Source organism: Streptomyces sp. NPDC086519, from assembly GCF_040686075.1.
Taxonomy (GTDB): domain Bacteria; phylum Actinomycetota; class Actinomycetes; order Streptomycetales; family Streptomycetaceae; genus Streptomyces; species Streptomyces shenzhenensis.
In genome coordinates this window covers 35,831-58,538 of sequence record NZ_JBFBJL010000057.1, presented here as the reverse complement: position 1 = coordinate 58,538, position 22,708 = coordinate 35,831, and the positions used below count along the sequence as shown (strand labels likewise).

Here is a 22,708-nt window from a genome sequence, read left to right as displayed (position 1 = left end):
ACGGCGGGCCTCTTCCGACGGGGGGGCGGCGCGCCCGTCTAACGCTCCCCCCGCCCCTGTGTGTTGCCCGCCGGGGGCGCCTAGTCGAGCCAGTGCTGACGGCCGAGGCTGATCAGCCGCATCTGCCGGGTGGCGATCCGGGCGACGCGTTCCTGCTCCGCCTCCGAGGGCTCCGGGGACTCCAGGGTCTCCAGGAACAGCGAGGCGGTGATGAGCATCTGGTCCACGTAGAGGTGGGCGAGCATCAGCAGGTCGTCGTCGTTCCACCCCTCGGCCTCGGAGTCCTTGGCCAGCTCGGTCTTGACCTCCTCGGCGAACCGGGCGAGCTGGTCCCGGATCGCCTTCCGCACCGGCTGTACCCCGCCGTGCCGCTCCCGGGCGATGAACCGGACGTGCGCCGGGTGCGCGGCCACATGGTCGGCGATCAGGCGCACGGCCCGGGTGATGCGCTCCGCGCCGGGCGTGGCGACCGTCGTGCGGACCATCGGATGCAGGCTGCCGAGCGCCTCGTCGACGAGGGCGACGCCGAGGTCGGCGGTGGAGCGGAAGTGCCGGTAGAAGGCAGTCGGGGCGACGCCCACGGCCCGGGTGACCTCGCGCAGTCCCAGGCTGCTCAGGCTCTGCTCCTCCAACAGGGCGAGCGCCGCGTCCAGGAAGGCCTGGCGGGTCTTCTGCTTCTGGGCCTGCCGGATGCCGAGGGTGTGACTCATGTCATCCAGTTAACAACTGTTCTCTGGAATTGGAAAGCGGTGTGAGTTGCTAGACTCAAAGTCAGTGAACAACTGTTACTACAACCGTTCACCCAAATGTAACGGAGGGGGATCGACCCATGCTGTTCCTCGTCGCCGCACTCATGCTGCTCGGGGTGGTGCTGGGCACCGTGGCCCATGCGCCGCTCGACGTCACCGCAGGCCTCGCCGCCGTGATCGTCGTCTGGCTGGCCGTCTTCGCACTCCGCGAGCGCCTCGCCCGCCGCCGCCACACCTCGGCCAACTGACCACCGTCCCCGCTCACTTGAGGAGCTGAGCATGATGCAACTCACCGCCCCGGCCACCCCCCGCCCCGAGACCCGCACCCGCGACGCCGACGGCATGGCCGTGGCGTCCTTCATCCTGGGTCTCCTCGGCCTCCTGGTCCTGAACCTGTTCCTGGGCCCGATCGCGATCATCCTGGCCCTGGTCTCCCTGTGGCGCGGCACCGTCCGCAAGGGCCGCGCATACCTGGGCCTGGCACTGGGCGTGGCGGACCTGGCGGTCCTGGCGATCGCGATGGAGGTCTCGAACACGGTGTCCTGGAGCCTGTGAGCGGGGTTCAGGACAGCGCGCCCCAAGGGGCGCGGGGACCTGCCCGGCAGGCCACGGCCCACCGGTACCCGCAAACGGTGTTCGGCCCCTACGGCGGCTGGGCGACCCTCACCCCGCCCCCCGTAGAATCGACTCACCATGGCCTACCTCGACCACGCCGCCACGACCCCGATGCTCCCCGAGGCGGTAGAAGCACTCGCCGCCGCCCTGAGTGTCACCGGCAACGCGTCCTCCCTGCACGCCTCCGGCCGCAAGGCCCGCCGCACGGTCGAGGAATCCAGGGAGACCCTCGCGGAAGCGCTCGGCGCCCGCCCCAGCGAGGTCGTCCTCACCTCCGGCGGCACGGAGGCCGACAACCTCGCGGTCAAGGGCCTCTACTGGTCCCGCCACGACGCCGACCCGGCCCGCACCCGGGTCCTCGCCAGCCCGGTCGAACACCACGCGGTCCTGGACGCCGTCCACTGGCTCGGCGAACACGAGGGCGCGACGGTGGAGTACCTCCCCGTCGACACCTACGGCCGGGTCCACCCGGAGGCGCTGCGCGAGGCGATCGGCCGCAACCCCGACGACGTGGCCCTCGCCACCGTCATGTGGGCCAACAACGAGATCGGCACGGTCCTGCCGGTCCGTGAACTCGCCGCCGTGACGAACGAGTTCGGCATCCCCCTGCACGCCGACGCGGTCCAGGCCTTCGGCCAGGTCCCCGTGGAGTTCGGTTCCTCCGGCCTCGCCGCGATGACCGTCTCCGGCCACAAGGTCGGCGGCCCGTACGGCATCGGCGCCCTCCTCCTCGGCCGCGAGTACACCCCCGTCCCGGTGCTGCACGGCGGCGGCCAGGAGCGGCACGTCCGCTCCGGCACCCTCGACGTCCCGGCGATCGCCTCCTTCGCGGTGGCGGCTCACCTCGCCGCCGAGCGCCGCGAATGGTTCGCCCGGGAGATCGGTGCCCTGCGCGACGCGCTGATCGACGCCGTCCGTACCGCCGTACCGAACGCGATCCTCGGCGGCGACCCGGTGGACCGCCTCCCCGCCAACGCGCACTTCACCTTCCCCGGCTGCGAGGGCGACTCACTGCTCCTGCTGCTCGACGCCCAGGGCATCGAGTGCTCGACCGGCTCCGCGTGCACGGCCGGGGTCGCCCAGCCCAGTCACGTCCTGCTGGCCATCGGCACCGACCCGGACCTGGCCCGCGGCACCCTGCGCTTCTCGCTCGGCCACACCTCCACCCAGGCCGACGTCGACGCGGTCGCGAAGGCGATCGGCCCGGCGGTGGAGCGGGCGCGGGCCGCCGGACTCAGCTGACCGGACCTGCCCGTGCGAAGCACCTGCGCGGCACGCGGCACGCGGCACGCGGCACCGGCCCGGCTCCGTGGCCCTTGCGGCCGGCCCGATGTGTTCCGGCGAGCTGTCGGTGACCGGAACCTCGCGAACGGCTGCCGCCGGCACTCCCACCGCCGGCGGCAGCCTGCCCGGCAGGCCTAGCTGTCCGTGACCATGAGGGAGGCCATCATGCCCTCGTCCTCGTGTTGCAGCAGATGGCAGTGGAGCATGTACATGTAGGTGTCGTCGGAGAAGTCCGTGAACTCCATGGCGATCTCGATGGAGCCGCCGCCGACCACCTCGTAGGTGTCGAACCAGCCGAGGTCGACTCCCGTCGGATCCTCGCCGTTGACGGAGATCAGCTGGTAGGGCACGTCGTGCAGGTGGAACGAGTGTTCCAGCTGGGTGCCGTTCTTGATCGTCCAGATCTCCTTGGACCCGAGCGTGGTGCTGATCATGGCCATCGAGGACATGCTCGTCCCCGCCGACCCGTTGATCGTCATGGTCGTGCCGCTCTGGCCGAGCGTGATCGTCCGGGCGGTGAAGTCGCTGGTGTCGTACCGGTCGATCGTGTTGAGCGAGGCCGGCAGGTCGTCCGGGGTGTCGGTGCCGGATGCGGTGATCGCGAGCACGTCGTAGGTCCCGCTGCCGCCACGGACCCAGCCGGTGGTGACGACGGCCTGGAGCGTGACGGCGTCCGACAGGTCGAGGACGAACTCGGCGCGGGCGCCGGCCACCAGCCGGATGCTGGTCACCTCGGTGGCCGCGGTGAGGTAGCCCTGGTCGGTGGCGATCTGGTTGAGGTTGCCGCCGTCGCTGCGCTGGATGGTGATGATGTCGGACGGCGAGGCGTTGAGCACCCGGAACCTGGTGCGGGTCTTGGTCGCGGTGAACGTGAGCGTGGTGTCGTCGACGTTCGTGCCGTTCAGCAGCAGCGGGAAGCTGAGTCCGCTGCTCAGATAGCCGGTGAGGTTGTACTTGATGTCGCCGGCGCTGTCGGTGGCGAGGCTCTGGAAGATCAGCGGGATGTCATCGGTGCCGTACGTGCTGGGAAGGTCCGAGGAGGCGGTCGAGTCGTCCTCGACGATGATCATGCCGGCCAGGCCGTGCACCGCCTGCTTGGCCGTGGCGCCCAGGGCGTGCGGGTGGTACCAGAGCGTCTTGGCGTCGTCCTTGACCGTGAACGTCGGGGACCAGGTCTCCCCGTCGGAGAAGGCGACCTGGGGGCCGCCGTCCATCTTGGCCGGGACATGGGCGCCGTGGAAGTGGACGGTGGTGTCCTCGCCCAGGCTGTTGGTGATGTCGAGCAGGACCGTGTCCCCGCTGGTCCACTTCATGGTCGGGCCGAGGAAGGACTGGTTGTAACCCATCGTGTCGCTGGTGACCCCCGAGAGCACCTCGGCGGTGCCGGTCCTGGCCTCCAGCGTGAAGGTGGTGGTGCTGCCGGAGGTGGTGCCCTCCAGGAGGTCCGGGATGTTCAGGGTGGCGGTGTTGGTCGCCGCGCCGGCCTTGTTGCCCTTCGCGTCGGCCAGCAGCGCGAAGGTGGAGCCGGCCGCGGCGACGGCGCCCAGACCGACCCCGGCCATGCCGCCGAGGAACCTCCGCCGGTGAACGCCCTTGCCGCGCTTGGCTTTTCCTTCCTTGGCGTGCTCGCCGTCCTTGGTGCGTCCGGCCTTGGAGTGCTCCGCCTTGGCGGCCTCCGCGCCCTTGGCACGCCGACGCCTGCCGCCGCCGGTGACCTGCTCGTGGTTGCTGTCCGCCTCGAAGGCGGGATCCGTGGTGTGCGTCATGGCCCCGGATGTTTGACCTGTGGACTGTGTGACATCTGGGGCGAAGTTAGGAGCGAACCGGGGGAACTGTGAAGCGGCCGTGGACGCCGGTAATGCTTAACTCCGCTGAAAGAAGGCCGAGTTGAGCACGCGCAGTTGGCGACCGGGGTGCGGGACGCAACGGACACAGACAGCGCGCAGCGCGGGCACAGCATAACGATTGAGCCACGGGCGGAACCCGGTGTCAGGCCTGTCCGACGCGCCGGACAAGTCCCATGTAGCGCCCCCAGTCCCAGTGCTTTCCCGGGTCGGTGTGATCCGTCCCCGGCACCTCCACATGACCGATCACATGCCCGCGGTCCACGGCCATGCCGTACCGCCGGCATATCGCGGCCGTCAGCCGCGCCGAAGCCGCGTACATCGCGTCGGTGAAGTCCTCCGGGCGGTCCACGAACCCCTCGTGCTCGATCCCGACACTGCGCTCGTTGTACGACCTGTTCCCCGCGTGGAACGCCACGTCCAGTTCGCGGACCAGCTGGGTGATCCGCCCGTCCTTGCGCACGATGTAGTGCGCCGCCGCCCCGTGCGCCGGGTCCTGGAACACCTTCACCGCGCTCGCGTAGCCGCCCTGGGTGACATGGATGACCACCCGGTCGATCGGGTAGTCGTCCGGCCGGTCCGCCGTGCGGTAGTTCGCCGGGGACGCCGCCGCCCAGCGCGCGCCCTCGAAGTCCACCGCCCCCGCCACCCGCGCCCGGCGCACTCCCGGCAGCCGCCAGTACAGCCGCGTCAGTTCGTCCCTGGTCAGCGCCGCCGTGCCCACGGCCGCCGCCGCCCCGCCGATCAGCAGCGCCCGCCGCCCGATCCGTCGGTCCTGATCACCCGCCGCCGTCTGCCCCATGTCCGGTCCACCCCCATGTGATCTCCAACGGATACTCGCGGGCCCCGGTTCCCGCGCCCCCGTACCCTTGAGGGGCTATGACTTACACCCCGCAGCGCACCCGCCCCCTCCGCGTCCTCGCCGCCATGTCGGGCGGCGTGGACTCCGCCGTCGCCGCCGCCCGCGCGGCCGAGGCAGGCCACGACGTCACCGGCGTCCATCTGGCGCTCTCCGCGAACCCGCAGTCCTTCCGCACGGGCGCCCGGGGCTGTTGCACCATCGAGGACTCCCGCGACGCCCGCCGCGCCGCCGACGTCATCGGCATCCCGTTCTACGTCTGGGACCTGGCCGACCGGTTCCGCGAGGACGTCGTCGAGGACTTCGTCGCCGAGTACGAGGCGGGCCGCACCCCCAACCCGTGCCTGCGCTGCAACGAGAAGATCAAGTTCGCGGCCCTGCTGGACAAGGCCCTCGCGCTCGGCTTCGACGCCGTCTGCACCGGCCACTACGCGAAGATCGTCACGCTCCCCGACGGCTCCCGCGAGCTGCACCGCGCCTCCGACATGGCCAAGGACCAGTCGTACGTCCTCGGCGTCCTGGACGAGAAGCAGCTCGCCCACGCCCTCTTCCCGCTCGGTGACACCCTCACCACCAAGGACGAGATCCGCGCCGAGGCCGAGCGCCGGGGCCTCGCGGTCGCCAAGAAGCCCGACTCGCACGACATCTGCTTCATCGCGGACGGCGACACGCAGGGCTTCCTGGCCCAGCGGCTCGGCAAGGCCGAGGGCGACATCGTCGACGAGTCCGGCACCAAGATCGGCACCCACGAAGGCGCGTACGGCTTCACCATCGGCCAGCGCAAGGGGCTGCGCATCGGCCACCCCGCCGCCGACGGCAAGCCGCGCTACGTCCTCGACATCTCGCCGGTCGACAACACGGTGACGGTCGGCCCGGCCGCCGCCCTCGACGTGACCGGACTGACGGCGATCAAGCCGCGCTGGTGCGGCACCGCCCCCACCGGCCCGGGCGTCTACACCGCCCAGCTCCGCGCCCACGGCGGCGAGACCGAGGTGAGCGCGGAACTGGTCGACGGCGAACTGCACGTCACGTTCACCGAGCCGGTCCGGGGCGTCGCCCCCGGCCAGGCGATCGTCCTGTACGACGACACCCGCGTCGTCGGCTCGGCGACCATCGCGTCGACGATCCGGCGTCAGCCGGCGACCTCGACCTCGTAGAAGCAGAGGTGGTCCTTGATCTGGGCGACGTCCGTCTTCGGCTCGGGGTACGCCCAGACCAGGTCCGGCGCGTCCGGCAGGGACCAGTAGGAGGCGGTCCCCTTGAAGGGGCAGACGGTGTGCGTCTCGGAGGGTGTGAGGAGGTCGAGACGCACGTCCTCGGCGGGGATGTAGTAGCGCGGGGGACAACCGGTCTCGTGGAGGACGAGGGCCCGGTCGCTCTCGGCGAGGACCAGATCGCCGTGCGTCACGCGCACGTGCTGGTCACTGTTCTCGATGGTGATCGTGTGTCCTGAGGCCATATGAAGGTGACGCCCACGGGCCTCCACTTGTTCCCGGCGTTCACCCGGGCGCCCCTGAAGGAGCGCGGGGCTGTATCGATGCACGGCTCCGCCGCGCAGCCGCGACCAGCCACGTACGGCCCGCCCGCCACCCGGCCACGCCTACCCTGACCCCATGCGAATCTGTGTCTTCCTCTCCGCGGCAGATCTCGACGAGCGCTACACCCGCCCCGCCCGCGACTTCGCGAAACTGATCGGCAAGGGCGGCCACTCCCTGGTCTGGGGCGGCTCGAACGTCGGCCTCATGAAGGTCGTCGCCGACGGCGTCCAGGAAGCCGGCGGCAAGCTGATCGGCGTCTCCGTGGACTTCCTCGCCAACAAGGCCCGTCCCGGCGCCGACGAGATGGTCGTCGCGGCCGACCTCGCGGAACGCAAGCGGCTCCTCCTGGAGAAGGCCGACGCCGTGGTCATCATGGTCGGCGGCACCGGCACCCTCGACGAGGCCACCGAGATCCTGGAGCTGAAGAAGCACGGCCGCACCGACAAGCCCGTCGTCCTGCTCAACACCGCCGGCTTCTACGACGGCCTGAAGGAACAGTTCCACCGCATGGAGGCGGAGGGCTTCCTGCCCCGCCCCCTGGCGGAGCTGATGTTCTTCGCCGACGAACCCGCACAGGCCCTGGCCCACTTGGAGCAGGGTCCCGGCGCCCGCTGATGCGAGCATGGGCCCCATGGCAACTCATGTGATCACCGGTGCCGGTTCCGGCATCGGCGCCGCCGTGGCCCGTCGCCTGCACGCGCGCGGGGACGAACTCGTCCTGCACGCGCGCGACGCGGGCCGCGCGAAGGAACTGGCCGCCGCGTTCCCCGGCGCCCGCACCCTGGTCGGCGACCTGGCGGACCCGGACAAGCTCTCCTGGGCCTTCTCCCACCAGACCCTCCCGGACCGCGTGGACTCACTGCTGCACGTCGCGGGCGTCGTCGACCTGGGCGAGGTCGGCGAGCTGACCCCGAAGTCCTGGCGCCACCAGCTCAACGTCAACCTGGTCGCACCGGCCGAGCTGACCCGGCACTTCCTGCCCCAGCTCCGTGCTGCCCGCGGCCACGTGGTGTTCGTGAACTCGGGCGCGGGCCTCGACGCGCACGCGGGCTGGTCGGCGTACGCGGCGTCCAAGCACGGCCTGAAGGCCCTCGCCGACTCCCTCCGCGAGGAGGAGCACGCGGCCGGCGTCAGGGTCACCTCGGTCTACCCGGGCCGAACCGCAAGCCCCATGCAGGCGAAGGTCCACCAGCAGGAGGGCAGGGACTACGACCCGTCCCGCTGGATCGACCCGGAATCGGTGGCGACCACGATCCTCATGGCCCTGGACCTCCCGGGGGACGCGGAGATCAACGACGTCACTGTGCGCCCCGGCCCGCTTCCCGGGTAGTACTACCGGCACCGCTCATCGCACGGTCGGCGCCCGCCGCGTCCCCGGGCACTGCGGCCGGAAACCCGGCGGACCCGGATTGCCTCGTCGCGGAAGTGAAGTCAGCCCTTCACCTCGGTGCCGGTACGGCGTGCAGGACTCCGTCCGGATGGCGATCGACCTGGAGCTGTGCTACCGGGGGCTGCGCTCCCCGCACAAGCTGAAGTCGGCCGTGTCTGGGTACACCCGCGAGTGCGGGGAGGCCGAGTCGACGGGCTTGGGGTGATCGCCACCTCCAACGGCTGGAACCTGTACGTCGGCGGCAACGGCGGGCGCTACCCCGCGCCACGCCGACCTGCTGGCCCAGGACCTGTCCGACGACGAACTTATCCGTCTGATCGACCGGTTCCTGATGTTCTACATCCGTACCGACGACCGCCTGGAGCGCACCTCGACCTGGCTGGAGCGCATCCCCGGCGGCCTGGACCACTTACGGGACGTGGTGGTGCACGACTCGCTCGGCATCTGCGGGGAGCTGGAGGCGCTGACGGCGCCAAACGTCGCGGGCTACCGTGACGAGTGGGCCGAGACCATCAACGACCCTGAGAAGCTGGCCCGGTTCGTGTCCTTCGTGAACGCCCGGATACCCCCGACCCGGTCGTCGGCTTCGTCCCCGAGCGTGACCAGATGAAGCCCGACCTGCCGCTGCTGTCCATCGGCATGCGCCCCACCGAAAACATTCTGGAAGGAAGTGCCTGGCGATGATCCTGGCACCCGAGACCACCGACCTGAAGGTCCAGCTCCAACCCGACGACGACTGGTTCACGGTCTGCGACCTCAGCTCCCTGGCCGCGCTGCTGCCGGACGGCCGCCAGGTCGCCCTGTTCCAGGACCTGGACGGCAGTCTGTACGGCATCGACAACTGCGACCCGTTCGACCGCGCGGCCATCCTCTCCCGTGGCCTGACCGGTACCGACCAGGGCCGTCCGTTCGTCGCCTCGCCCCTGCTGAAGCAGCGGTTCGACCTGGTCACCGGGCAGTGCCTGGACGACGAGTCGGTGGCGGTCGCCGCGTACGAGGTGCGCGTCCGCTGATCCTCCCGGATCCTGTCCGCCGCCGTCCTGGACCGGGCGTCCGCCGATATCGCCTCCGTTGTCGACACCGGCCTGGTGGTGGACGGCGGCAATTCTCTCCAAGGCTGTTCACGCCTTCAGCGCGTCATATGTGACGCCCGTCAGGCGTTCGGACTCCGCCCAGAGCCGCTCCCCATCTGGTCGCTGAGCGTCCACGGTGCTCGCCGTGGCGGGGCCGGTGCGCCCCGCCACATCGCGAAGGACGGGCCGAGGAAGGCGTCGGGCCGTACGTCGGGGGCGGTCGCCTCGGAGAGCGTCGGCAGGGCACCCGCCTCGGCCGGCTGGGCGACGATCCGGTTGCCGAGCTCCACGAGCCGCTTGGCGACCCGGCGGCCCTCCGCCCGGGAACGGGCGGTCAGGAGGTTGGTGGCAGCGTATCCGGGGTGAGCAGCTACGGCCACCACACCTGTCCCGGGTACGGCCAGTCGGCGGGCCAGCTCGTGCGTGAAGTTCAGGTTGGCTGTCTTGGACCGGGCGTAGGCGACCCAGCGTCGGTAGCGGCGTGAGCCGTTCAGGTCCGAGGGGTCGATGTTGGCCAGTGCGTGCATCATCACGCCGGCGTTGTTGACGGGCGGGTCGACACGGTCGTACGGCAGCCGGTCCGCGAACTCCCGCACGGACGTCAGGTCGCCGAGGTCCAGCCGTAGGGACTCGGCGTGCGCCTGCGGCACCTCGGCCACGAGCCCGTCGGCCGCCGCGCACCTTGCTCCGGCAGGCGACCACGACCCGGGCCCCCACCGCGCCAGCTCCCGCGCGGTGACATACCCGAGGCCGCTGTTGGCACCGGTGACGACGGCGGTGCGGCCGGTCTGGTCGGGGATTCGGCCTTCCAGGCGGGCATGACCGAGTCCTTCCGTGGGGCGGAGTGCCGGAAAACACTGGCCACAAGCATGTTCCTTCGGGATCATGCGGTCCATGACAGCCCCCCGAAAGGCCGATTCCGCGTAACCGCCCGGCACCCTGCGCGACGCTCTCCCCGCCGCCCGCGCCCCCACCCCTGGTGGTACCGGTGCCAGGCCGACGGCGCGGAGGGGTGGCGAGCCACAGGTGCGGCAGTCGGGGAACGGCCGCACACGGCACGGCGTGAGGTGCTCCGTGTTCCTGGTCGGTACAGGAGCTGTCGCGACGGAGCCCTCATCAGATCCAGTAGTCCGGGGCGACCCTGTCGAGGAGCCTCAGCAGAGCGGCCCACGCCAAGTCGTACGCCAGAGCGTCCTGCAGGCCTGGGTCCTCTGTTTCGACGTTGAGCTGCCGGGCGGCATACTCGCACACCACGTCATCCGGAACGACCAGTTGTGCACCGCCCGACTGCGCCAGGATCTGGATGCGGCAGGCCTTGTCCAGGTAATACATACGCAGGAATGCCTGAGCCGCCGAACTCCCGACGCTCAGTAGCCCGTGGTTGCGCAGGATCATGACAGGGTGCGGGCCCAGATCTTCCACCAGTCTCTCCTGTTCGTCGGGATTCAGTGACACCCCCTCGTAGTTGTGGTAGGCGACGCGTCCGTGGAACTCCATCGATATCTGGTTGACAGGCCGCAAACCGTCCTTCAGGGCTGCGACCGCGCAACCCCACTCGGTGTGGGTGTGGAGTACACAGTGGGCGTCGGGGCGTGCCCGGTGGATGGCACTGTGAATGACGAAACCGGCGGGGTTCACCGGGGGCCCCGCCGCGTCGAGGGGCTGCCCATCGAGACCGATTCGGACGAGGCTGGAGGCGGTGATCTCCTCGAAGAGAAACCCGTACGGATTGATCAGGAAGTGGTGGCCGGGCCCCGGCAGACGAAGAGAGATGTGCGTGAATATCAAATCCGTCATCCCGAAGTGGGCGACCAAACGGTAGACAGCCGCCAGTTCACGCCGCAGACGCAGTTCTTCGTCGTAGGGCTCGCCGTGATGCACCGGTTCGTCTTTCATCAGCGAACTCCTGCTTTCCTGCCGCTCCGCACCGCCGATAGAACGGTCAGTGGCCTGCCCGGCACCTCACGAGATAGAACTCGGAGTCATGCCGGTAAGGTCCGCCGTTGTAGTCACCGGCCTCGTCCGCGATCACCAATCCTGCGTACCGCAACATCGCCCTGATCTCTCCCGCCATGGCGTAACGGTTCACCCACAACACCTGGTGCTCCACTTCACCGGCCCCGTCCTTCACCGTGTACGTTCGGACCTGACGGGCTAGCTGTGTCGCGGAGTCGAACGCGTAACGACAGGTGAGAGCGATCACCCGCTCGCTCGTCCGATCCTGTTTGACAACGCGCTCCTCAGCCCCATGGAGCCAATCACCGAACGTGGCCCAGGCAAGGGCTTCGAAGGCGAAGACCCCGCCGGGGCGGAGGACACGCCGCACCTCGGCGAAGAGTCGGAGCCAGTCCGCCTGATCCAGAAGGTAGTTGACGGACCCAAAGGGGCAGATGACCGAGGTCAGGGAGGCCGTTCGGAGGGGGAGATCCTGCATTCTGGCGCATAGCCGCCGCACCACGACGCCCTCCGCCACCGACCTCTTCCCGAGCGCGTGCAGCATGTCGGCCGAATGGTCCAACGCGATCACGTCGACGCCGCCGGCCGACAGCGGCACGCTGATTCTTCCGCTCCCCGCTCCCAGTTCCAGCACCGGGCCGGTACCCACCACGGACCGCCAGTACCCTAGGTCCTCGTCATACCCCTGGTAGGTCCAGTCGTAGAGGTCGGGCCGGTCCTCCACGCGCGAGGGGACGGGCGCCGCGGCCGGCGCATGGGCATTTCCCATTCGTGAACCCCCCTACATTGTGTAGTAGGCAACACGGAAGCCAAGGTCCACGTAGGCGTTCTGCGGCGGGTCATAGGACCTGAACTGGATCTTTCGCGCATTCATCTCACGCGAGAACCACGATCCTCCGCGGACGGTCCTGTCACCCTGGTCCGAGACATCCTCGCGCCCGGGACGGGCGTCCGAGTACGACCAGGCCAGGGATTTAGTCCATTCCCAGACATTACCCACCATGTCCTGTGGTCCACCTTCCCAGGTCGCCCATGGAAAGATCCCCACGGGCACTGACTGCTGAATCCAGTTCACTTCGGTCCGGACATGGGCCATGTCGTCCTCCCAGGCCTCCCCCCACGGATAGGGCTGCGAGACCGGACTGCGCAGACAGGCACGCTCCCACTCGAACTCCGACGGGATGTCCACGAAACCACGGTCGTCCAGGGAACCGTTCTCACGCAACCTCTTCGTCAGCCACCGGCAGTAGGCCAGCGCCTCCCACCAGTTGACGCCGACGACCGGCTGGGTCGGTTGGTTGTACCTGGGGTCCCACCAGTAGAGCGGTACCTCGCGGAGCAGGAGTTGGTCGACATAGTCCTGCAACGCGTTCTCATCCACGATGCCCTCTCGTATTTCCTTCCGGAGATGCAGGCGCTGGGAGGCGGTCGATCCGATGCGTGGGCCGTCGGGGCCATCGATGAACGCGGAATCCTGCATCGCCCACAACCGGGCCGGCCCCTCGGGCCAGCAGTCGAGGTCACGGTAGCCGCCGGAGAGGATGAACTCCGCGTATTCGCTGTTGGTCACCGGGAACTTCGCGATCCGGAAGGACGGGATCTCCTCATTCCGCTGTGGATGCCAGTCGATGAGTCGATATTTTTCGTCCTCTGAGTCCAACGGGCTGACGCTGCCGACGGGAAATGTCCCGCCAGGCATGCACATGCTTTCCGCCACTAGGGCGCGTGAGCTTTCCTCCCAGGTGACCGGGTTGAGCTGTGCGTAGAGCGTCGCTGCCTTGGCGCGTTTGTCGAGCGGGATCGCCCGGTCCGTCGATGCGGCGGTCAGGGCAGCCGATACGGTGCGATGCAGACCGCGGCTGAGACCCGTGGCAGGGACGTCCGGCATGGCCACCCGGAGGGCAGCCATCAGTTCACCGGCGAGGATCTGATAGGTGAGGACGCAGGCCGCGTCGTCTTCGGCCGCGCTCACCAACTCTGCAATGACGGCCGTGACCAGGCGGTACCCCTCGAAGGTCGACTGGGCACTGGCCCAGTACTTCAGCGGTGCGTGCCAGACGACGCTCCGGCAGGACTCCACAATTGTCTGTGAGCTTCTGTGCGCCATCGCGCAGCCGGCGAAGTAGTCACGAAACAGGCTCTCCCGGAAGGAAAGCCGAGCGGAGCCGTCCACCGCCAGGATGCCGTGGCCACGCCGAAGGAAACCAACGTAGTCGGCCACGGCCGGATACGCGTCGTAGAACTGGTCGTCACCCCCCAGGGCGCGCACGATGGGCGCTTGCGTGGCGGATGCCGGTATCGCATTGGCCAGTGGGTCGGCGGCGCGCAGCGAAACGACTTCGAAGCCGATCTCCTCCATGATCCGCTGTATCTCGGAGTCGTATTCGGCCCGCAGTAGGCACGTGTTCTGAGATTCTCCTGGCCGACGCCGAGGGCGCTTACGCAGGAATTCGTCCGCGGCCAGCCGGCAGAAGTGACCGATCGACGTGGGGATTTCACGGTTCTGCTCCACCGATACGACCAGGAGATGCAGGAGGTAGGGAACTCGGGCGGCGGACGCCAGGGCGCTGTCCGCACGGACAGCCGCGATGAGTTGTCGGGCGAGGTCTCCGTCACGTCTCGGCATCAGCCACCGAACCAGGTGTTGATGTACATCTCGACATCTTGATGCCGCGGCGGACGCAGGGCGTAGACCTGGACCTGACGTGACCGCGCGCAGTCGTTCGAGAACCAGGTGGAATCAGAGATCGTCATGAGGATCCGCAGGTTCGGGTAGTGGACCTGGAGTTGCGCCACCGTCGACAATATGGTCTTGCAGGACCAATTACCTGAGCTTCGATGACCGTTCGTGGGGACGTCCTCGACCCCGTCCACGAAGAGGAAGGCGTTGTCGAGCGAGTTCTGAAGGGCGGATCTGGCGTTTTCGCCGTAGCCGCCTATCTCGGCACGTGCCACGGCGGCCTGGACGATCGCTTCGGCTATGGACACGAAGTTGTCCTGTGCCGGAACGTCCAACGCGTCGAACAGCAAGGGCACAGGGCCGTCGGCCTCACCGGCGAGTAAGCGCTTCGCCAGTTCAGAGGCGTAGTGGACGCAGACCGATGTACGTCCTGAACAGGGTGGCCCGATCAGGACGAGTGACCGGCTAGTGCCGTTCAGGATCAACCCGTCGAGTGGCAAGCCGGGAGCATCCTCGTCATCAGGAGGAAGGCTTCTGGACAGGCAGACGATCTCCCGCGCCTCCCGGGGCATCCATACCGATTCCAGGGGCCGGTCCGGCAGGACTCCCGTCTCGGATCCCTCGGGGGCGAGGTCTGGAAGCGCCCGGATAGCCCCCAGATAATGGGACAGTTCCGGAACCCGCTCGGAAGACCGCCCCTGCGGGACAGGCGTACGGCCTTCCGTGCTCTCAGAGGAGGACCGCTCGGGGGAACCACGGAATGCCTGAGGATGAACACGCCGAACCGACATGCCCCGCTGATCACTCGCGTTGTCTCCTGCCGCCATCTCACCTCGTGCCTAACTACTGGTGCCGGTCTGGTGCCATGTGATGGGGCCGCGCACCTTGCTGATGCTGCCCATTTCGGACCGGCTCCAGAGCTGCCCGCCGCTGTCCACGAACGTCATCTTCAGCGGAAGCGCGTGCGACTGGTCTGCCTGTGCCGGTACCGCTACCTCGTAGTCCGTCCTTCCCGGTGTGATGGGGCCGAGTTCCTCATGGCACAGATGCACGGCGCCGTCGGGGCTGTCAATTCGCCAGCGGAAGACGGGGAGCGAGGCCGAGTTTTCGATCTGTACGGCCCAGTAGGGTTCGTTGACATCGGACAGCACAGTCATCCACGCCGCGACGGAGGTTTGCTGTCGCTCGCGGTCCCTGTGCTCCGAGCGGAAGACCACGCCGATCGCCGTCGCCACGGCCGCGAACTGGCCCAGACCGCTCACCCAGTCACCCCAGGTACCGGCCGCTTTGTAGTCGAACCGCTTTCCGTAGGGCTGCAGTCCCCAGAGTGGCATCATCAGCACCAGCACCAGAACGGCCAGCAGTCCCCAGCGCATACCGGCACTGCGCCATATGCGCTTCGCTCTACCGATCACGCTCTCCCTCAGTTTCCTGGCCTACATAAAGCGCCTAGGGTTCATCATGCGTAGGGCCGCGAGGTGACTCTCGCTCACACAGGTCCTCGAGAGGAGTGCGGTCACGAGAGCTCCGGTGACCGGCGCCAGAGTGATACCGACGCCGAAGTGCCCGGTGGCGAGGACGACACGGCCGTCCTCATCGATCGGTCCGATGAGGGGGTAGCCGTCAGCGGTGCCCGGTCGGACTCCTGCCCAGGACCTCAGAAGAGCCCAGCGGTCAGAACTGGGCACCATGATGTGCAGGGCATCCAGCAGGCGTCGGGTCGCCTGCTCTTCCGGAGCCTCGTCCCAGCGGTCCTCGTCGTACGTCACTCCGACCACCACGCGCCCGTCGCTGCGTGGCACCACGTACGACGAGACGGTTTCTCCCCCGACGGGGATCTTCGAATAGATGTGGTGTCGGAGGGAGTAGGCTCGGGGGCCTGGCACCCTTAGCTCCGCCGCCTGCCCACGGACGGGGAACTGCGCCCGCTCGCCCGTGGGTACCAGTTCGGGGCTCCAGGCGCCTGCCGCGACCACACACGCGTCGCCGCGCAGCGTGCCCCTCGCACCCAGGTCGATTTCCGCACCGCTGCCGGAGCGGCGGACGCCCTCGACCCGCACCCCGCTCATGACCGTGACCCCCGGATCTTTGGTCAACGCTCCGACCAGCGCCGACATCAGCACGGCGGGCTCGAGGGCCGCTTCGCTCGGGAGCCTGACAGCCGACTTCACCTGACGGGACAGAAGCGGCTCCGCCTCGGCCACGGACTCGGGGGCCAGGTGTTCCACGGCGAATCCCTGGGCGATCCATTGAGGCACCACCTGATCGTGGAGCCTGCCGGCTTCTTCATCGTTCAACGCCACCTGAAGAAGGCCCGACTGCAGGAACGGAACGCTCACCCCGGACTGGCTCTCAAGGAACTTGAGCCAATCCGGGTACATCCTCCGGCTTTCCTCCGCCAGCACTCGCAACGGCCCTCGGCAGAAGTCGTCACTCTGCGGCGTGATCCCTCCGATGGCTGCCGAACTGGCCGCCAGGCCCAAGCCCTCCCTGGCGTCGATCAGGACGACGCTGTCGAATATGTTCCGGGCTTCGAGGGCAATCGCACAGCCGACGACGCCTCCTCCCACGATGAGCAGCTTGGATTCCACACTCAGTCTCTCTCGTTCACGACGTAGGCATCCGGCGCTCCAGTGACCACGTTGATGATGGACTGGATGCACTTCAGCGCCATGGCATCCCGCGCGTCGTGCGTGAGCGACGCGATATGGCCGGTCACGAGGAGTTGGGACTCCGGCAGGGCGAGAAGTTCGGCGGTCTCGGCGACCTCGACGTCGTAGAAGCCGTCGAATGCCGCGGTACGGATACGGCCGCTCGTCAGGCCATGGAGTAGCGCACCGGGCGCTACGACGGATGGCCTGGCGCTGTTGATCAGACACACGCCCCCGGGCGGCAGAAGCCCGATCTCATCGCTCCCGATCAACCCACGGGTCTCCGGTGTCTCGGGAACCATGAGGATGACGCTCTCGGCCCAGGACAGCAGGTCGGGCAGCTCTCTGTACGTGATACCGAGACGCTCCTCCTCAGCGGGCTTGCGGGTGCGCGAGAAGTAAGCCGTCTCGGCATTGAGCCCGATCGTCGCGATTTCCGCAATCCTCGTGCCGATCGCACCCAGCCCGACGATGGCCAGCCTGTGACCGGCCACGTCCCGCTGCTTCTGCTCGTTCCCTCCTCGGCCGGCCCGGAAGGCGGCGGCGTAGGAGGGGATCTGCCTGCGCTGGGCTAGAAGCAGACCGACGGTGAACTCGGCGACGCTGCTGGTGAGTGTGCCGGGGGTGTTTGTCACTGCGATACCGAGATCGCGGGCCGCGTCCGCATCGACGAACGACATGTATCCGACGCCGAGGAACCCGACCACCTTCAGCGATTTCGCACGGCTCAGAACCTTTCTGGAGGCGTACTCGTCTCCGCCTAGCAGGTAGCCGGTGCAGCCTTCGAGTTCGGCTGCCAGCTCATCCTCGTTGAGGAGTCCGGGCACCTGGTGCACCCGGAATCCTTCCTGCGTCAGCCTGTCGAGATGCTCCTCGGCAACACTGCTGCCCGTGACGAGGACCTTTCCAAGATCTGCCATCTGTACCCCAAGCTCAGGCATGGATTGTCAGTACCTACGCGAGAATTTCGTACAACTCGTCGTAGTACTCCTTGCGCGCGATTACGGATCCACGAGCAGCCGCCAAGTAACCATCGGCCAGCGACGGGTCCCGCATGATCAGTTCGGACGCGATGTGAGCCATGATCGCGGAGTGGGCCGTGTCCTCATCGATGTTGGCATGGAGGAACTCCGCGTAATCCGCGTCCGGCGCCGCACTTTCGAATGCCTGCTTCACCGCTCCGTACTCCGGAACAAGCATCTGCTCGTTACCGACCCCCAGGCTGCCCAGAGCATTCACAGGGGTGTCCATGAACCCTGCCAGCGCACGCAGGAACGTGTGCGTCGGGGCGGCCACGGTCACAGCCTCCTGCGGGATGCCCATGCTCTCCCTCAGTTTGTGCAGCAGCCAGGGGTGCGAGGCGCGGGCCGCCCCTTTCCTCACTCCACCGTGTTCGCCCTGGATGACCAGGTTGAGTCTCGCTCGCTGGTGCACGTTGACCACCGCGCTGGCGGTCAGATTGAGCAGTTGTGCGAACACCCCGGTGACAAACAGTTCCTGCGTTACCCAGAACTCCAGTGCCTTTCGTGAACCGGCGGCGACCCTGAAGAACGGATGGTCCTCTATCCCGCTGTCCGGCACCAGTCGACTCGCCAGTTCGACCACCGGATGGATCGTCGATGTTTCAACGGGCACGAAACGCGAATCGTAATCCCAGGCATTCACGTTCGAGTTCACAAGGCGAAGCGCAGATTCCGCATGCCACGGACCGATGTAGGTCATCCCCCTCCCTCCCTTTGCGACATCGCATGCCTACAAGTGACCGGCACTCGCAGATGGCGCTCGTACCCCTTGACCCTGGCGGCACCTCATCGGCGGTCAACACCGAAGACCTCGGGCCCGGTACCCGTTCATCTTGCCTCATGCGGACGCGACTTGACGAGGTTTCGGGTCATGTAGACGGATTGATATTGCGGCTGCGGGCTGCGATCTTCATTACCACGATGCGGTTGTGTTCGATAATGACTCAGTGGTGATCGTGCCCGGTGGCGTAGCCGCCAAGCGGACCGGCTGAGCCGGCGAGCCGGTCCGGGCACGGGCCGGGCAGTGACAGCGACGAGCAGGGGTTGATCAGCGTCTCCGACGGCACCTCCCGGGCCCGGTGACACCACCCCCAGGTCATCCGTTCGACAGGGGGCAACGGTCATGCCGGGCCCGGAGGCCAGCGGTCCCGTTGCGGAACCGCGGAAAACATAACGGGGGCAACCGTAGGTAGCTGACCTCGCCTCCTGTGGTGCCACCCCGCGCCATGGTGTTGATCAAAGGCTACGGGGTGTTTCGGTGTGTCATTTACCTGTTCCACGGCGGACGGCAAAGCCGCCCTGGGGTGCTGAGCTGGGTGAACGCCGCGCCGCCTCCACCTCGCGCCGAACGGCACGGCTGGCGGGGGCCTGCCAGTCGCCCTCGTGCCGCTCCGTGCGGGCGCTGACCTGCTCGGTGCGCTGGCGGCGTGCGGCTTCCTGGGCGCCGCGCCACTACTCCACCGCTTCCGCCCGCTTCGCGGGGCGTCGAGGATCTTCTCCGCCACGGTCAGCAACACGGCGAGCAGGGGCACTAGGACTAGGACCACGTCGTCGACTAGGGCGTGGGGCTGAAGCTGATCGAGCAGGACCTCGCGGACGCGCGGGCCGCCTCCGCAGGCGAGCTGATGCGCGGCGAGACGACGCTGATCCTCTCGGCGGTCGATGCCGTGGGCCGCGTTGCCGCTGAACGTGTCTACGGCGTGTGCCTAATGCGCCGCGCCCTCCTGCTTGAGAACGGCTCCCGCAGCTCGCTGATGACCTAGGGACACCGGTAGGAGGCCGACGAGATCAAGACGACCAACTCCACCGCATGCCGCGCATAGGCTCCTCACGTGAACGCAATCTCCGACTTCGGCCCCGCGACAGCCATCGGCTCCCTCCCCGGCACCGACGCCCGCGAGGCCGCCAAGACCGCGACCGGCAGCTTCGAGGACTTCCCCTTCCTGCCCGAGCTGCCCGCCCGCGGCCCCGGCGCCGACATGATCGGCCGCACCGCCGGCCTGCTCGTCGAGCTGTACGCGCGCGTGGAGCCCAGCGGCTGGCGGATCGGCGACCGGCCGGGCCGGGACACCCGGCGGGCCCGGTCCTGGCTGGGCGAGGACCTGGACGCGCTGGAGGAGTTCACCCAGGACCACCAGGGACCGGTCAAGGTCCAGGCGGTCGGGCCCTGGACCCTCGCCGCGGCCCTGGAGCTGAGGAGCGGCGAGTCGGCCCTGTCCGACCCCGGCGCCTGCCGTGACCTGGCCGCCTCCCTCGCCGAGGGCCTGCGGCTGCACCTGGCCGAGGTGCGGCGGCGCATCCCCGGCGCCCGCCTGGTGCTCCAACTCGACGAGCCCTCCCTCACCGCCGTCCTGCGCGGCCAGGTGAGGACCGCCTCCGGCTACCGCACCCACCGCGCCGTCGACCGCCAGATCGTCGAGTCCACCCTGCGCGACGTGCTCGGCGTGCACGCCGACGGCCCGGTCGTCGTCCACTCCTGCGCCCCCGACGTCCCCTTCGCCCTGCTCGGCCGCGCCGGAGCGGCCGCCGTCTCCTTCGACTTCTCGCTCCTCACCGAACGTGACGACGACGTGATCGGCGAGGCGGTGGAGGCGGGCACCCGGCTGTTCGCCGGTGTCGTGCCGAGCACGGACACGGCATTGTCAGACCCTGCCGGTAGCGTCATGGGTGTCAGAACACTGTGGCGCAGGCTGGGGCTGCGGCCGGGACTTCTCGCGGAGTCCGTCACGGTCACCCCGACCTGCGGGCTGGCGGGCGCTTCCCCCGCGTACGCCCGGCAGGCGCTCGCCCACTGCGTCAGGGCGGCGAGATCACTCGCGGACAACCCAGAGTAACGGGAGGAACACGGTGGCCGGCGACAAGCAGCAGGCTCAGACGGCAGTGCCCGCCGAGGCACGGGAGAAGCACGCGCGGCTCGCTGAGCAGATCGAGGAGCACCGCTTCCGGTACTACGTGAAGGACGCTCCCGTCATCAGCGACGCGGAGTTCGACAAGCTCCTGAAGTCCCTGGAGGCGCTGGAGGACGAGTATCCCGAGCTGCGCACGCCCGACTCGCCGACCCAGAAGGTCGCGGGGGCGTACGAGACGGAGTTCACGGCGGTCGAGCACCGCGAGCGGATGCTGTCGCTGGACAACACGTTCAACGACGACGACCTGGCCGCCTGGGCCGACCGGATCCACCGGGAACTGGGCGAGCAGGAGTACCACTTCCTGTGCGAGCTGAAGGTCGACGGCCTCGCCGTCAACCTCACCTACGAGCACGGCCGCCTCACCCGCGCGGCGACCCGCGGCGACGGCCGCACCGGCGAGGACATCACGCCCAACGTCCGTACGATCGCGGAGATCCCGGACCGGCTGCACGGCGAGCGCGTGCCCGACCTGGTCGAGATCCGCGGCGAGGTCTACTTCCCGATGGAGAAGTTCGCCGAGCTCAACGAACGCCTGGTCGCGGCCGGCGACAAGCCGTTCGCCAACCCGCGCAACGCGGCCGCCGGTTCGCTGCGTCAGAAGGACCCGCGGGTCACCGCCACCCGTCCGCTGCACATGGTCGTCCACGGCATCGGCGCCCTGACGGGCTTCGAGGGCCTGAAGGGGCTCTCCGAGGCGTACGACCTGCTCAAGACCTGGGGCCTGCCCACCTCCCCGCACAACAGGGTGGTCGACGACCTCGACGGCGTACGGGAGTTCATCGCCTACTACGGCGAGCACCGGCACTCCGTGGCGCACGAGATCGACGGGGTCGTCGTGAAGCTCGACGAGATCCGCCTCCAGGGGCGCCTCGGTTCGACGGCCCGTGCCCCCCGCTGGGCGATCGCGTACAAGTACGCGCCGGAAGAGGTCAACACCAAGCTGATCGACATCAAGGTGGGCGTCGGCCGCACCGGCCGGGTCACGCCGTACGCCCAGGTCGAGCCGGTCACCGTGGCCGGCAGCGAGGTGGAGTTCGCCACCCTGCACAACCAGGAGGTCGTCAAGGCCAAGGGCGTGCTGATCGGCGACACGGTGGTGCTGCGCAAGGCCGGTGACGTCATCCCCGAGATCCTCGGCCCGGTCGTCGACCTGCGGGACGGCAGCGAGCGGGAGTTCGTGATGCCGGCCGAGTGCCCCGAGTGCGGGACGCCGCTGCGGGCGATGAAGGAGGGCGACATCGATCTGCGGTGCCCCAACGCCCGTGCCTGTCCGGCCCAGTTGAGGGAGCGGGTGTCGTACCTCGCGGGCCGGGAGTGCCTGGACATCGAGAACTTCGGGGCGGTGGCCGCGGCCGCGCTCACCCGGCCGCTGGAGCCCGCCGACCCGCCGCTGGTCGACGAGGGCGACCTGTTCGACCTCACCGTCGAGAAGCTGCTGCCCATCAAGGCGTACGTCCTCGACCCCGACAGCGGACTGCCCAAGCGCGACCCCAAGACCGGCGAGGAGAAGGTCGTCACGGTCTTCGCCAACCAGAAGGGCGAGCCCAAGAAGAACACCCTCGCCCTCCTGCAGCACATCGAGGAGGCGAAGACCCGCCCGCTCGCCCGCTTCCTCAACGGCCTGTCCATCCGGCACGTCGGACCGGTCGCCGCGCAGGCGCTGGCCCGCGAGTTCCGCTCCATCGACCGCATCGAGCAGGCCACCGAGGAGGAGCTGTCGAACATCGACGGCGTCGGCGGCATCATCGCGACCGCGCTCAAGGAGTGGTTCGCCGAGGAGTGGCACCGCGAGATCATCCGAAAGTGGAAGGCCGCTGGAGTCCCGCTGGAGGACGAGTCGACCGGGGAGGACGAGGGGCCGCGTCCGCTGGAGGGCCTCACCGTCGTGGTGACCGGCACCCTGGAGCACTACACCCGGGACGGCGCCAAGGACGCACTGCAGACCCGCGGAGCCAAGGTGACCGGCTCGGTGTCGAAGAAGACGTCGTTCGTGGTCGTCGGTGACAACCCCGGATCGAAGTACGACAAGGCGATGCAGCTGAAGGTTCCGGTTCTCAACGAGGACGGATTTGTCGTCCTTTTGGAGCAGGGACCGGACGCGGCGGCCGAAGTCGCCCTTCCGACCGAGGAGTAGCGGT

The 22,708-nt window shown here is 68.5% G+C and carries 23 protein-coding genes and 1 pseudogene; 11 read left to right on the top strand and 13 right to left on the bottom strand.

Going from position 1 to position 22,708, the window contains the following annotated elements; translation table 11 throughout:
• Nucleotides 1-80: 80 nt before the first annotated feature.
• Complete coding sequence (locus AB0P24_RS37160) at nucleotides 81-710, bottom strand: TetR family transcriptional regulator (protein ID WP_365801906.1); 630 nt, start codon at nucleotides 708-710, stop codon at nucleotides 81-83.
• A 119-nt stretch (nucleotides 711-829) separates the two neighbouring features.
• Here AB0P24_RS37160 and AB0P24_RS37155 point away from each other — a divergent pair, with 119 nt between their 5' ends.
• From AB0P24_RS37155 to AB0P24_RS37145, 3 genes are all read left to right on the top strand, one after another.
• Nucleotides 830-997, top strand: a complete 168-nt coding sequence (locus tag AB0P24_RS37155; RefSeq protein ID WP_089098627.1) for a hypothetical protein — start codon at nucleotides 830-832, stop codon at nucleotides 995-997.
• A 34-nt stretch (nucleotides 998-1,031) separates the two neighbouring features.
• Nucleotides 1,032-1,304, top strand: a complete 273-nt coding sequence (locus AB0P24_RS37150) for a DUF4190 domain-containing protein (protein ID WP_181805077.1) — start codon at nucleotides 1,032-1,034, stop codon at nucleotides 1,302-1,304.
• A 138-nt stretch (nucleotides 1,305-1,442) separates the two neighbouring features.
• Nucleotides 1,443-2,606: a cysteine desulfurase family protein gene (locus AB0P24_RS37145; protein ID WP_365801904.1), complete on the top strand. Its 1,164-nt coding sequence runs from the start codon at nucleotides 1,443-1,445 to the stop codon at nucleotides 2,604-2,606.
• Nucleotides 2,607-2,782: 176 nt separating this feature from the next.
• On the opposite strand, the gene AB0P24_RS37140 is transcribed toward AB0P24_RS37145, so the two are convergent.
• Both AB0P24_RS37140 and AB0P24_RS37135 read right to left on the bottom strand, forming a co-directional pair.
• Nucleotides 2,783-4,414, bottom strand: a complete 1,632-nt coding sequence (locus tag AB0P24_RS37140; protein ID WP_365801902.1) for a multicopper oxidase domain-containing protein — start codon at nucleotides 4,412-4,414, stop codon at nucleotides 2,783-2,785.
• A 223-nt stretch (nucleotides 4,415-4,637) separates the two neighbouring features.
• Entirely contained in the window at nucleotides 4,638-5,294 is a 657-nt protein-coding gene (locus tag AB0P24_RS37135) for an N-acetylmuramoyl-L-alanine amidase (protein ID WP_365801900.1), read from the bottom strand.
• 77 nt (nucleotides 5,295-5,371) lie between these two features.
• Between AB0P24_RS37135 and mnmA the strand changes: the two genes are divergently transcribed.
• Nucleotides 5,372-6,508 carry a tRNA 2-thiouridine(34) synthase MnmA gene (mnmA, locus tag AB0P24_RS37130; RefSeq protein ID WP_365801898.1) on the top strand — a complete coding sequence of 379 codons (1,137 nt, stop codon included), beginning with the start codon at nucleotides 5,372-5,374 and terminating at the stop codon, nucleotides 6,506-6,508.
• Here mnmA and AB0P24_RS37125 read toward each other — a convergent pair.
• Complete coding sequence (locus tag AB0P24_RS37125; RefSeq protein ID WP_365801896.1) at nucleotides 6,484-6,810, bottom strand: DUF427 domain-containing protein; 327 nt, start codon at nucleotides 6,808-6,810, stop codon at nucleotides 6,484-6,486. The genes mnmA and AB0P24_RS37125 overlap by 25 nt on opposite strands.
• A gap of 154 nt (nucleotides 6,811-6,964) precedes the next feature.
• Here AB0P24_RS37125 and AB0P24_RS37120 point away from each other — a divergent pair, with 154 nt between their 5' ends.
• From AB0P24_RS37120 to nirD, 4 genes and pseudogenes are all read left to right on the top strand, one after another.
• Complete coding sequence (locus AB0P24_RS37120; RefSeq protein WP_365801894.1) at nucleotides 6,965-7,504, top strand: TIGR00730 family Rossman fold protein; 540 nt, start codon at nucleotides 6,965-6,967, stop codon at nucleotides 7,502-7,504.
• 7 nt (nucleotides 7,505-7,511) lie between these two features.
• Nucleotides 7,512-8,219, top strand: coding sequence for an SDR family oxidoreductase (locus AB0P24_RS37115; RefSeq protein WP_365801892.1), 708 nt, complete (start codon nucleotides 7,512-7,514; stop codon nucleotides 8,217-8,219).
• A 118-nt stretch (nucleotides 8,220-8,337) separates the two neighbouring features.
• Nucleotides 8,338-8,963 (top strand): annotated as a pseudogene (locus tag AB0P24_RS37110) (nitrite reductase (NAD(P)H)); the annotation flags it as partial.
• Nucleotides 8,960-9,292, top strand: coding sequence for a nitrite reductase small subunit NirD (gene nirD / locus AB0P24_RS37105; protein ID WP_365801890.1), 333 nt, complete (start codon nucleotides 8,960-8,962; stop codon nucleotides 9,290-9,292). The pseudogene AB0P24_RS37110 and the gene nirD, both read left to right, overlap by 4 nt.
• 140 nt (nucleotides 9,293-9,432) lie before the next feature.
• Here the strand turns inward: nirD and AB0P24_RS37100 are convergent, their stop codons facing one another.
• The 9 genes from AB0P24_RS37100 to AB0P24_RS37060 form a co-directional block, all read right to left on the bottom strand.
• Nucleotides 9,433-10,239 (bottom strand): SDR family NAD(P)-dependent oxidoreductase, encoded by an 807-nt coding sequence (locus AB0P24_RS37100; protein ID WP_365801888.1) that lies wholly within the window; start codon nucleotides 10,237-10,239, stop codon nucleotides 9,433-9,435.
• Between the two features lie 229 nt (nucleotides 10,240-10,468).
• Complete coding sequence (locus tag AB0P24_RS37095) at nucleotides 10,469-11,248, bottom strand: class II aldolase/adducin family protein (RefSeq protein WP_365801886.1); 780 nt, start codon at nucleotides 11,246-11,248, stop codon at nucleotides 10,469-10,471.
• A gap of 46 nt (nucleotides 11,249-11,294) precedes the next feature.
• Nucleotides 11,295-12,032 (bottom strand): class I SAM-dependent methyltransferase, encoded by a 738-nt coding sequence (locus AB0P24_RS37090; RefSeq protein ID WP_365801884.1) that lies wholly within the window; start codon nucleotides 12,030-12,032, stop codon nucleotides 11,295-11,297.
• Nucleotides 12,033-12,089: 57 nt separating this feature from the next.
• A complete protein-coding gene (locus AB0P24_RS37085; RefSeq protein ID WP_365801882.1) occupies nucleotides 12,090-13,667 on the bottom strand; it encodes an SUMF1/EgtB/PvdO family nonheme iron enzyme in 1,578 nt (525 codons plus the stop codon).
• A 266-nt stretch (nucleotides 13,668-13,933) separates the two neighbouring features.
• Nucleotides 13,934-14,560 carry a hypothetical protein gene (locus AB0P24_RS37080; RefSeq protein ID WP_365801880.1) on the bottom strand — a complete coding sequence of 209 codons (627 nt, stop codon included), beginning with the start codon at nucleotides 14,558-14,560 and terminating at the stop codon, nucleotides 13,934-13,936.
• Between the two features lie 267 nt (nucleotides 14,561-14,827).
• On the bottom strand, nucleotides 14,828-15,364 hold the full coding sequence (locus AB0P24_RS37075; RefSeq protein ID WP_365801878.1) for a hypothetical protein: 537 nt from the start codon (nucleotides 15,362-15,364) through the stop codon (nucleotides 14,828-14,830).
• 60 nt (nucleotides 15,365-15,424) lie between these two features.
• Nucleotides 15,425-16,651, bottom strand: a complete 1,227-nt coding sequence (locus tag AB0P24_RS37070; RefSeq protein WP_365801876.1) for an FAD-dependent oxidoreductase — start codon at nucleotides 16,649-16,651, stop codon at nucleotides 15,425-15,427.
• The gene (locus AB0P24_RS37065) at nucleotides 16,582-17,580 is read right to left on the bottom strand and encodes an NAD(P)-dependent oxidoreductase (protein WP_365801874.1); all 999 of its coding nucleotides are present in this window, start codon (nucleotides 17,578-17,580) and stop codon (nucleotides 16,582-16,584) included. The genes AB0P24_RS37070 and AB0P24_RS37065 overlap by 70 nt, the downstream gene beginning before the upstream one ends.
• A 13-nt stretch (nucleotides 17,581-17,593) precedes the next feature.
• Nucleotides 17,594-18,361: an iron-containing redox enzyme family protein gene (locus tag AB0P24_RS37060; protein ID WP_365801872.1), complete on the bottom strand. Its 768-nt coding sequence runs from the start codon at nucleotides 18,359-18,361 to the stop codon at nucleotides 17,594-17,596.
• Between the two features lie 862 nt (nucleotides 18,362-19,223).
• Here AB0P24_RS37060 and AB0P24_RS37055 point away from each other — a divergent pair.
• The 3 genes from AB0P24_RS37055 (at nucleotide 19,224) to ligA (ending at nucleotide 22,704) form a co-directional block, all read left to right on the top strand.
• Complete coding sequence (locus AB0P24_RS37055; RefSeq protein ID WP_365801870.1) at nucleotides 19,224-19,424, top strand: hypothetical protein; 201 nt, start codon at nucleotides 19,224-19,226, stop codon at nucleotides 19,422-19,424.
• A gap of 78 nt (nucleotides 19,425-19,502) precedes the next feature.
• Nucleotides 19,503-20,495, top strand: a complete 993-nt coding sequence (locus AB0P24_RS37050) for a methionine synthase (RefSeq protein WP_365801910.1) — start codon at nucleotides 19,503-19,505, stop codon at nucleotides 20,493-20,495.
• A gap of 13 nt (nucleotides 20,496-20,508) precedes the next feature.
• Nucleotides 20,509-22,704 carry an NAD-dependent DNA ligase LigA gene (gene ligA / locus AB0P24_RS37045; RefSeq protein WP_365801867.1) on the top strand — a complete coding sequence of 732 codons (2,196 nt, stop codon included), beginning with the start codon at nucleotides 20,509-20,511 and terminating at the stop codon, nucleotides 22,702-22,704.
• Nucleotides 22,705-22,708 lie beyond the last annotated feature (4 nt).

Bases quoted from the DNA above. Each gene is read 5' to 3' on its own strand.
- AB0P24_RS37125 (WP_365801896.1), bottom strand. From the start codon at position 6,810: ATGGCCTCAGGACACACGATCACCATCGAGAACAGTGACCAGCACGTG.
- AB0P24_RS37080 (WP_365801880.1), bottom strand. From the start codon at position 14,560: ATGCCCCGGGAGGCGCGGGAGATCGTCTGCCTGTCCAGAAGCCTTCCT.
- AB0P24_RS37140 (WP_365801902.1), bottom strand. From the start codon at position 4,414: ATGACGCACACCACGGATCCCGCCTTCGAGGCGGACAGCAACCACGAG.
- AB0P24_RS37100 (WP_365801888.1), bottom strand. From the start codon at position 10,239: ATGATCCCGAAGGAACATGCTTGTGGCCAGTGTTTTCCGGCACTCCGC.
- AB0P24_RS37155 (WP_089098627.1), top strand. From the start codon at position 830: ATGCTGTTCCTCGTCGCCGCACTCATGCTGCTCGGGGTGGTGCTGGGC.
- AB0P24_RS37060 (WP_365801872.1), bottom strand. From the start codon at position 18,361: ATGACCTACATCGGTCCGTGGCATGCGGAATCTGCGCTTCGCCTTGTG.
- AB0P24_RS37065 (WP_365801874.1), bottom strand. From the start codon at position 17,580: ATGCCTGAGCTTGGGGTACAGATGGCAGATCTTGGAAAGGTCCTCGTC.
- AB0P24_RS37075 (WP_365801878.1), bottom strand. From the start codon at position 15,364: ATGCGCTGGGGACTGCTGGCCGTTCTGGTGCTGGTGCTGATGATGCCA.
- AB0P24_RS37160 (WP_365801906.1), bottom strand. From the start codon at position 710: ATGAGTCACACCCTCGGCATCCGGCAGGCCCAGAAGCAGAAGACCCGC.
- AB0P24_RS37115 (WP_365801892.1), top strand. From the start codon at position 7,512: ATGGGCCCCATGGCAACTCATGTGATCACCGGTGCCGGTTCCGGCATC.
- AB0P24_RS37095 (WP_365801886.1), bottom strand. From the start codon at position 11,248: ATGAAAGACGAACCGGTGCATCACGGCGAGCCCTACGACGAAGAACTG.
- AB0P24_RS37150 (WP_181805077.1), top strand. From the start codon at position 1,032: ATGCAACTCACCGCCCCGGCCACCCCCCGCCCCGAGACCCGCACCCGC.
- AB0P24_RS37145 (WP_365801904.1), top strand. From the start codon at position 1,443: ATGGCCTACCTCGACCACGCCGCCACGACCCCGATGCTCCCCGAGGCG.
- AB0P24_RS37120 (WP_365801894.1), top strand. From the start codon at position 6,965: ATGCGAATCTGTGTCTTCCTCTCCGCGGCAGATCTCGACGAGCGCTAC.
- nirD (WP_365801890.1), top strand. From the start codon at position 8,960: ATGATCCTGGCACCCGAGACCACCGACCTGAAGGTCCAGCTCCAACCC.
- AB0P24_RS37085 (WP_365801882.1), bottom strand. From the start codon at position 13,667: ATGGAGGAGATCGGCTTCGAAGTCGTTTCGCTGCGCGCCGCCGACCCA.
- mnmA (WP_365801898.1), top strand. From the start codon at position 5,372: ATGACTTACACCCCGCAGCGCACCCGCCCCCTCCGCGTCCTCGCCGCC.
- AB0P24_RS37135 (WP_365801900.1), bottom strand. From the start codon at position 5,294: ATGGGGCAGACGGCGGCGGGTGATCAGGACCGACGGATCGGGCGGCGG.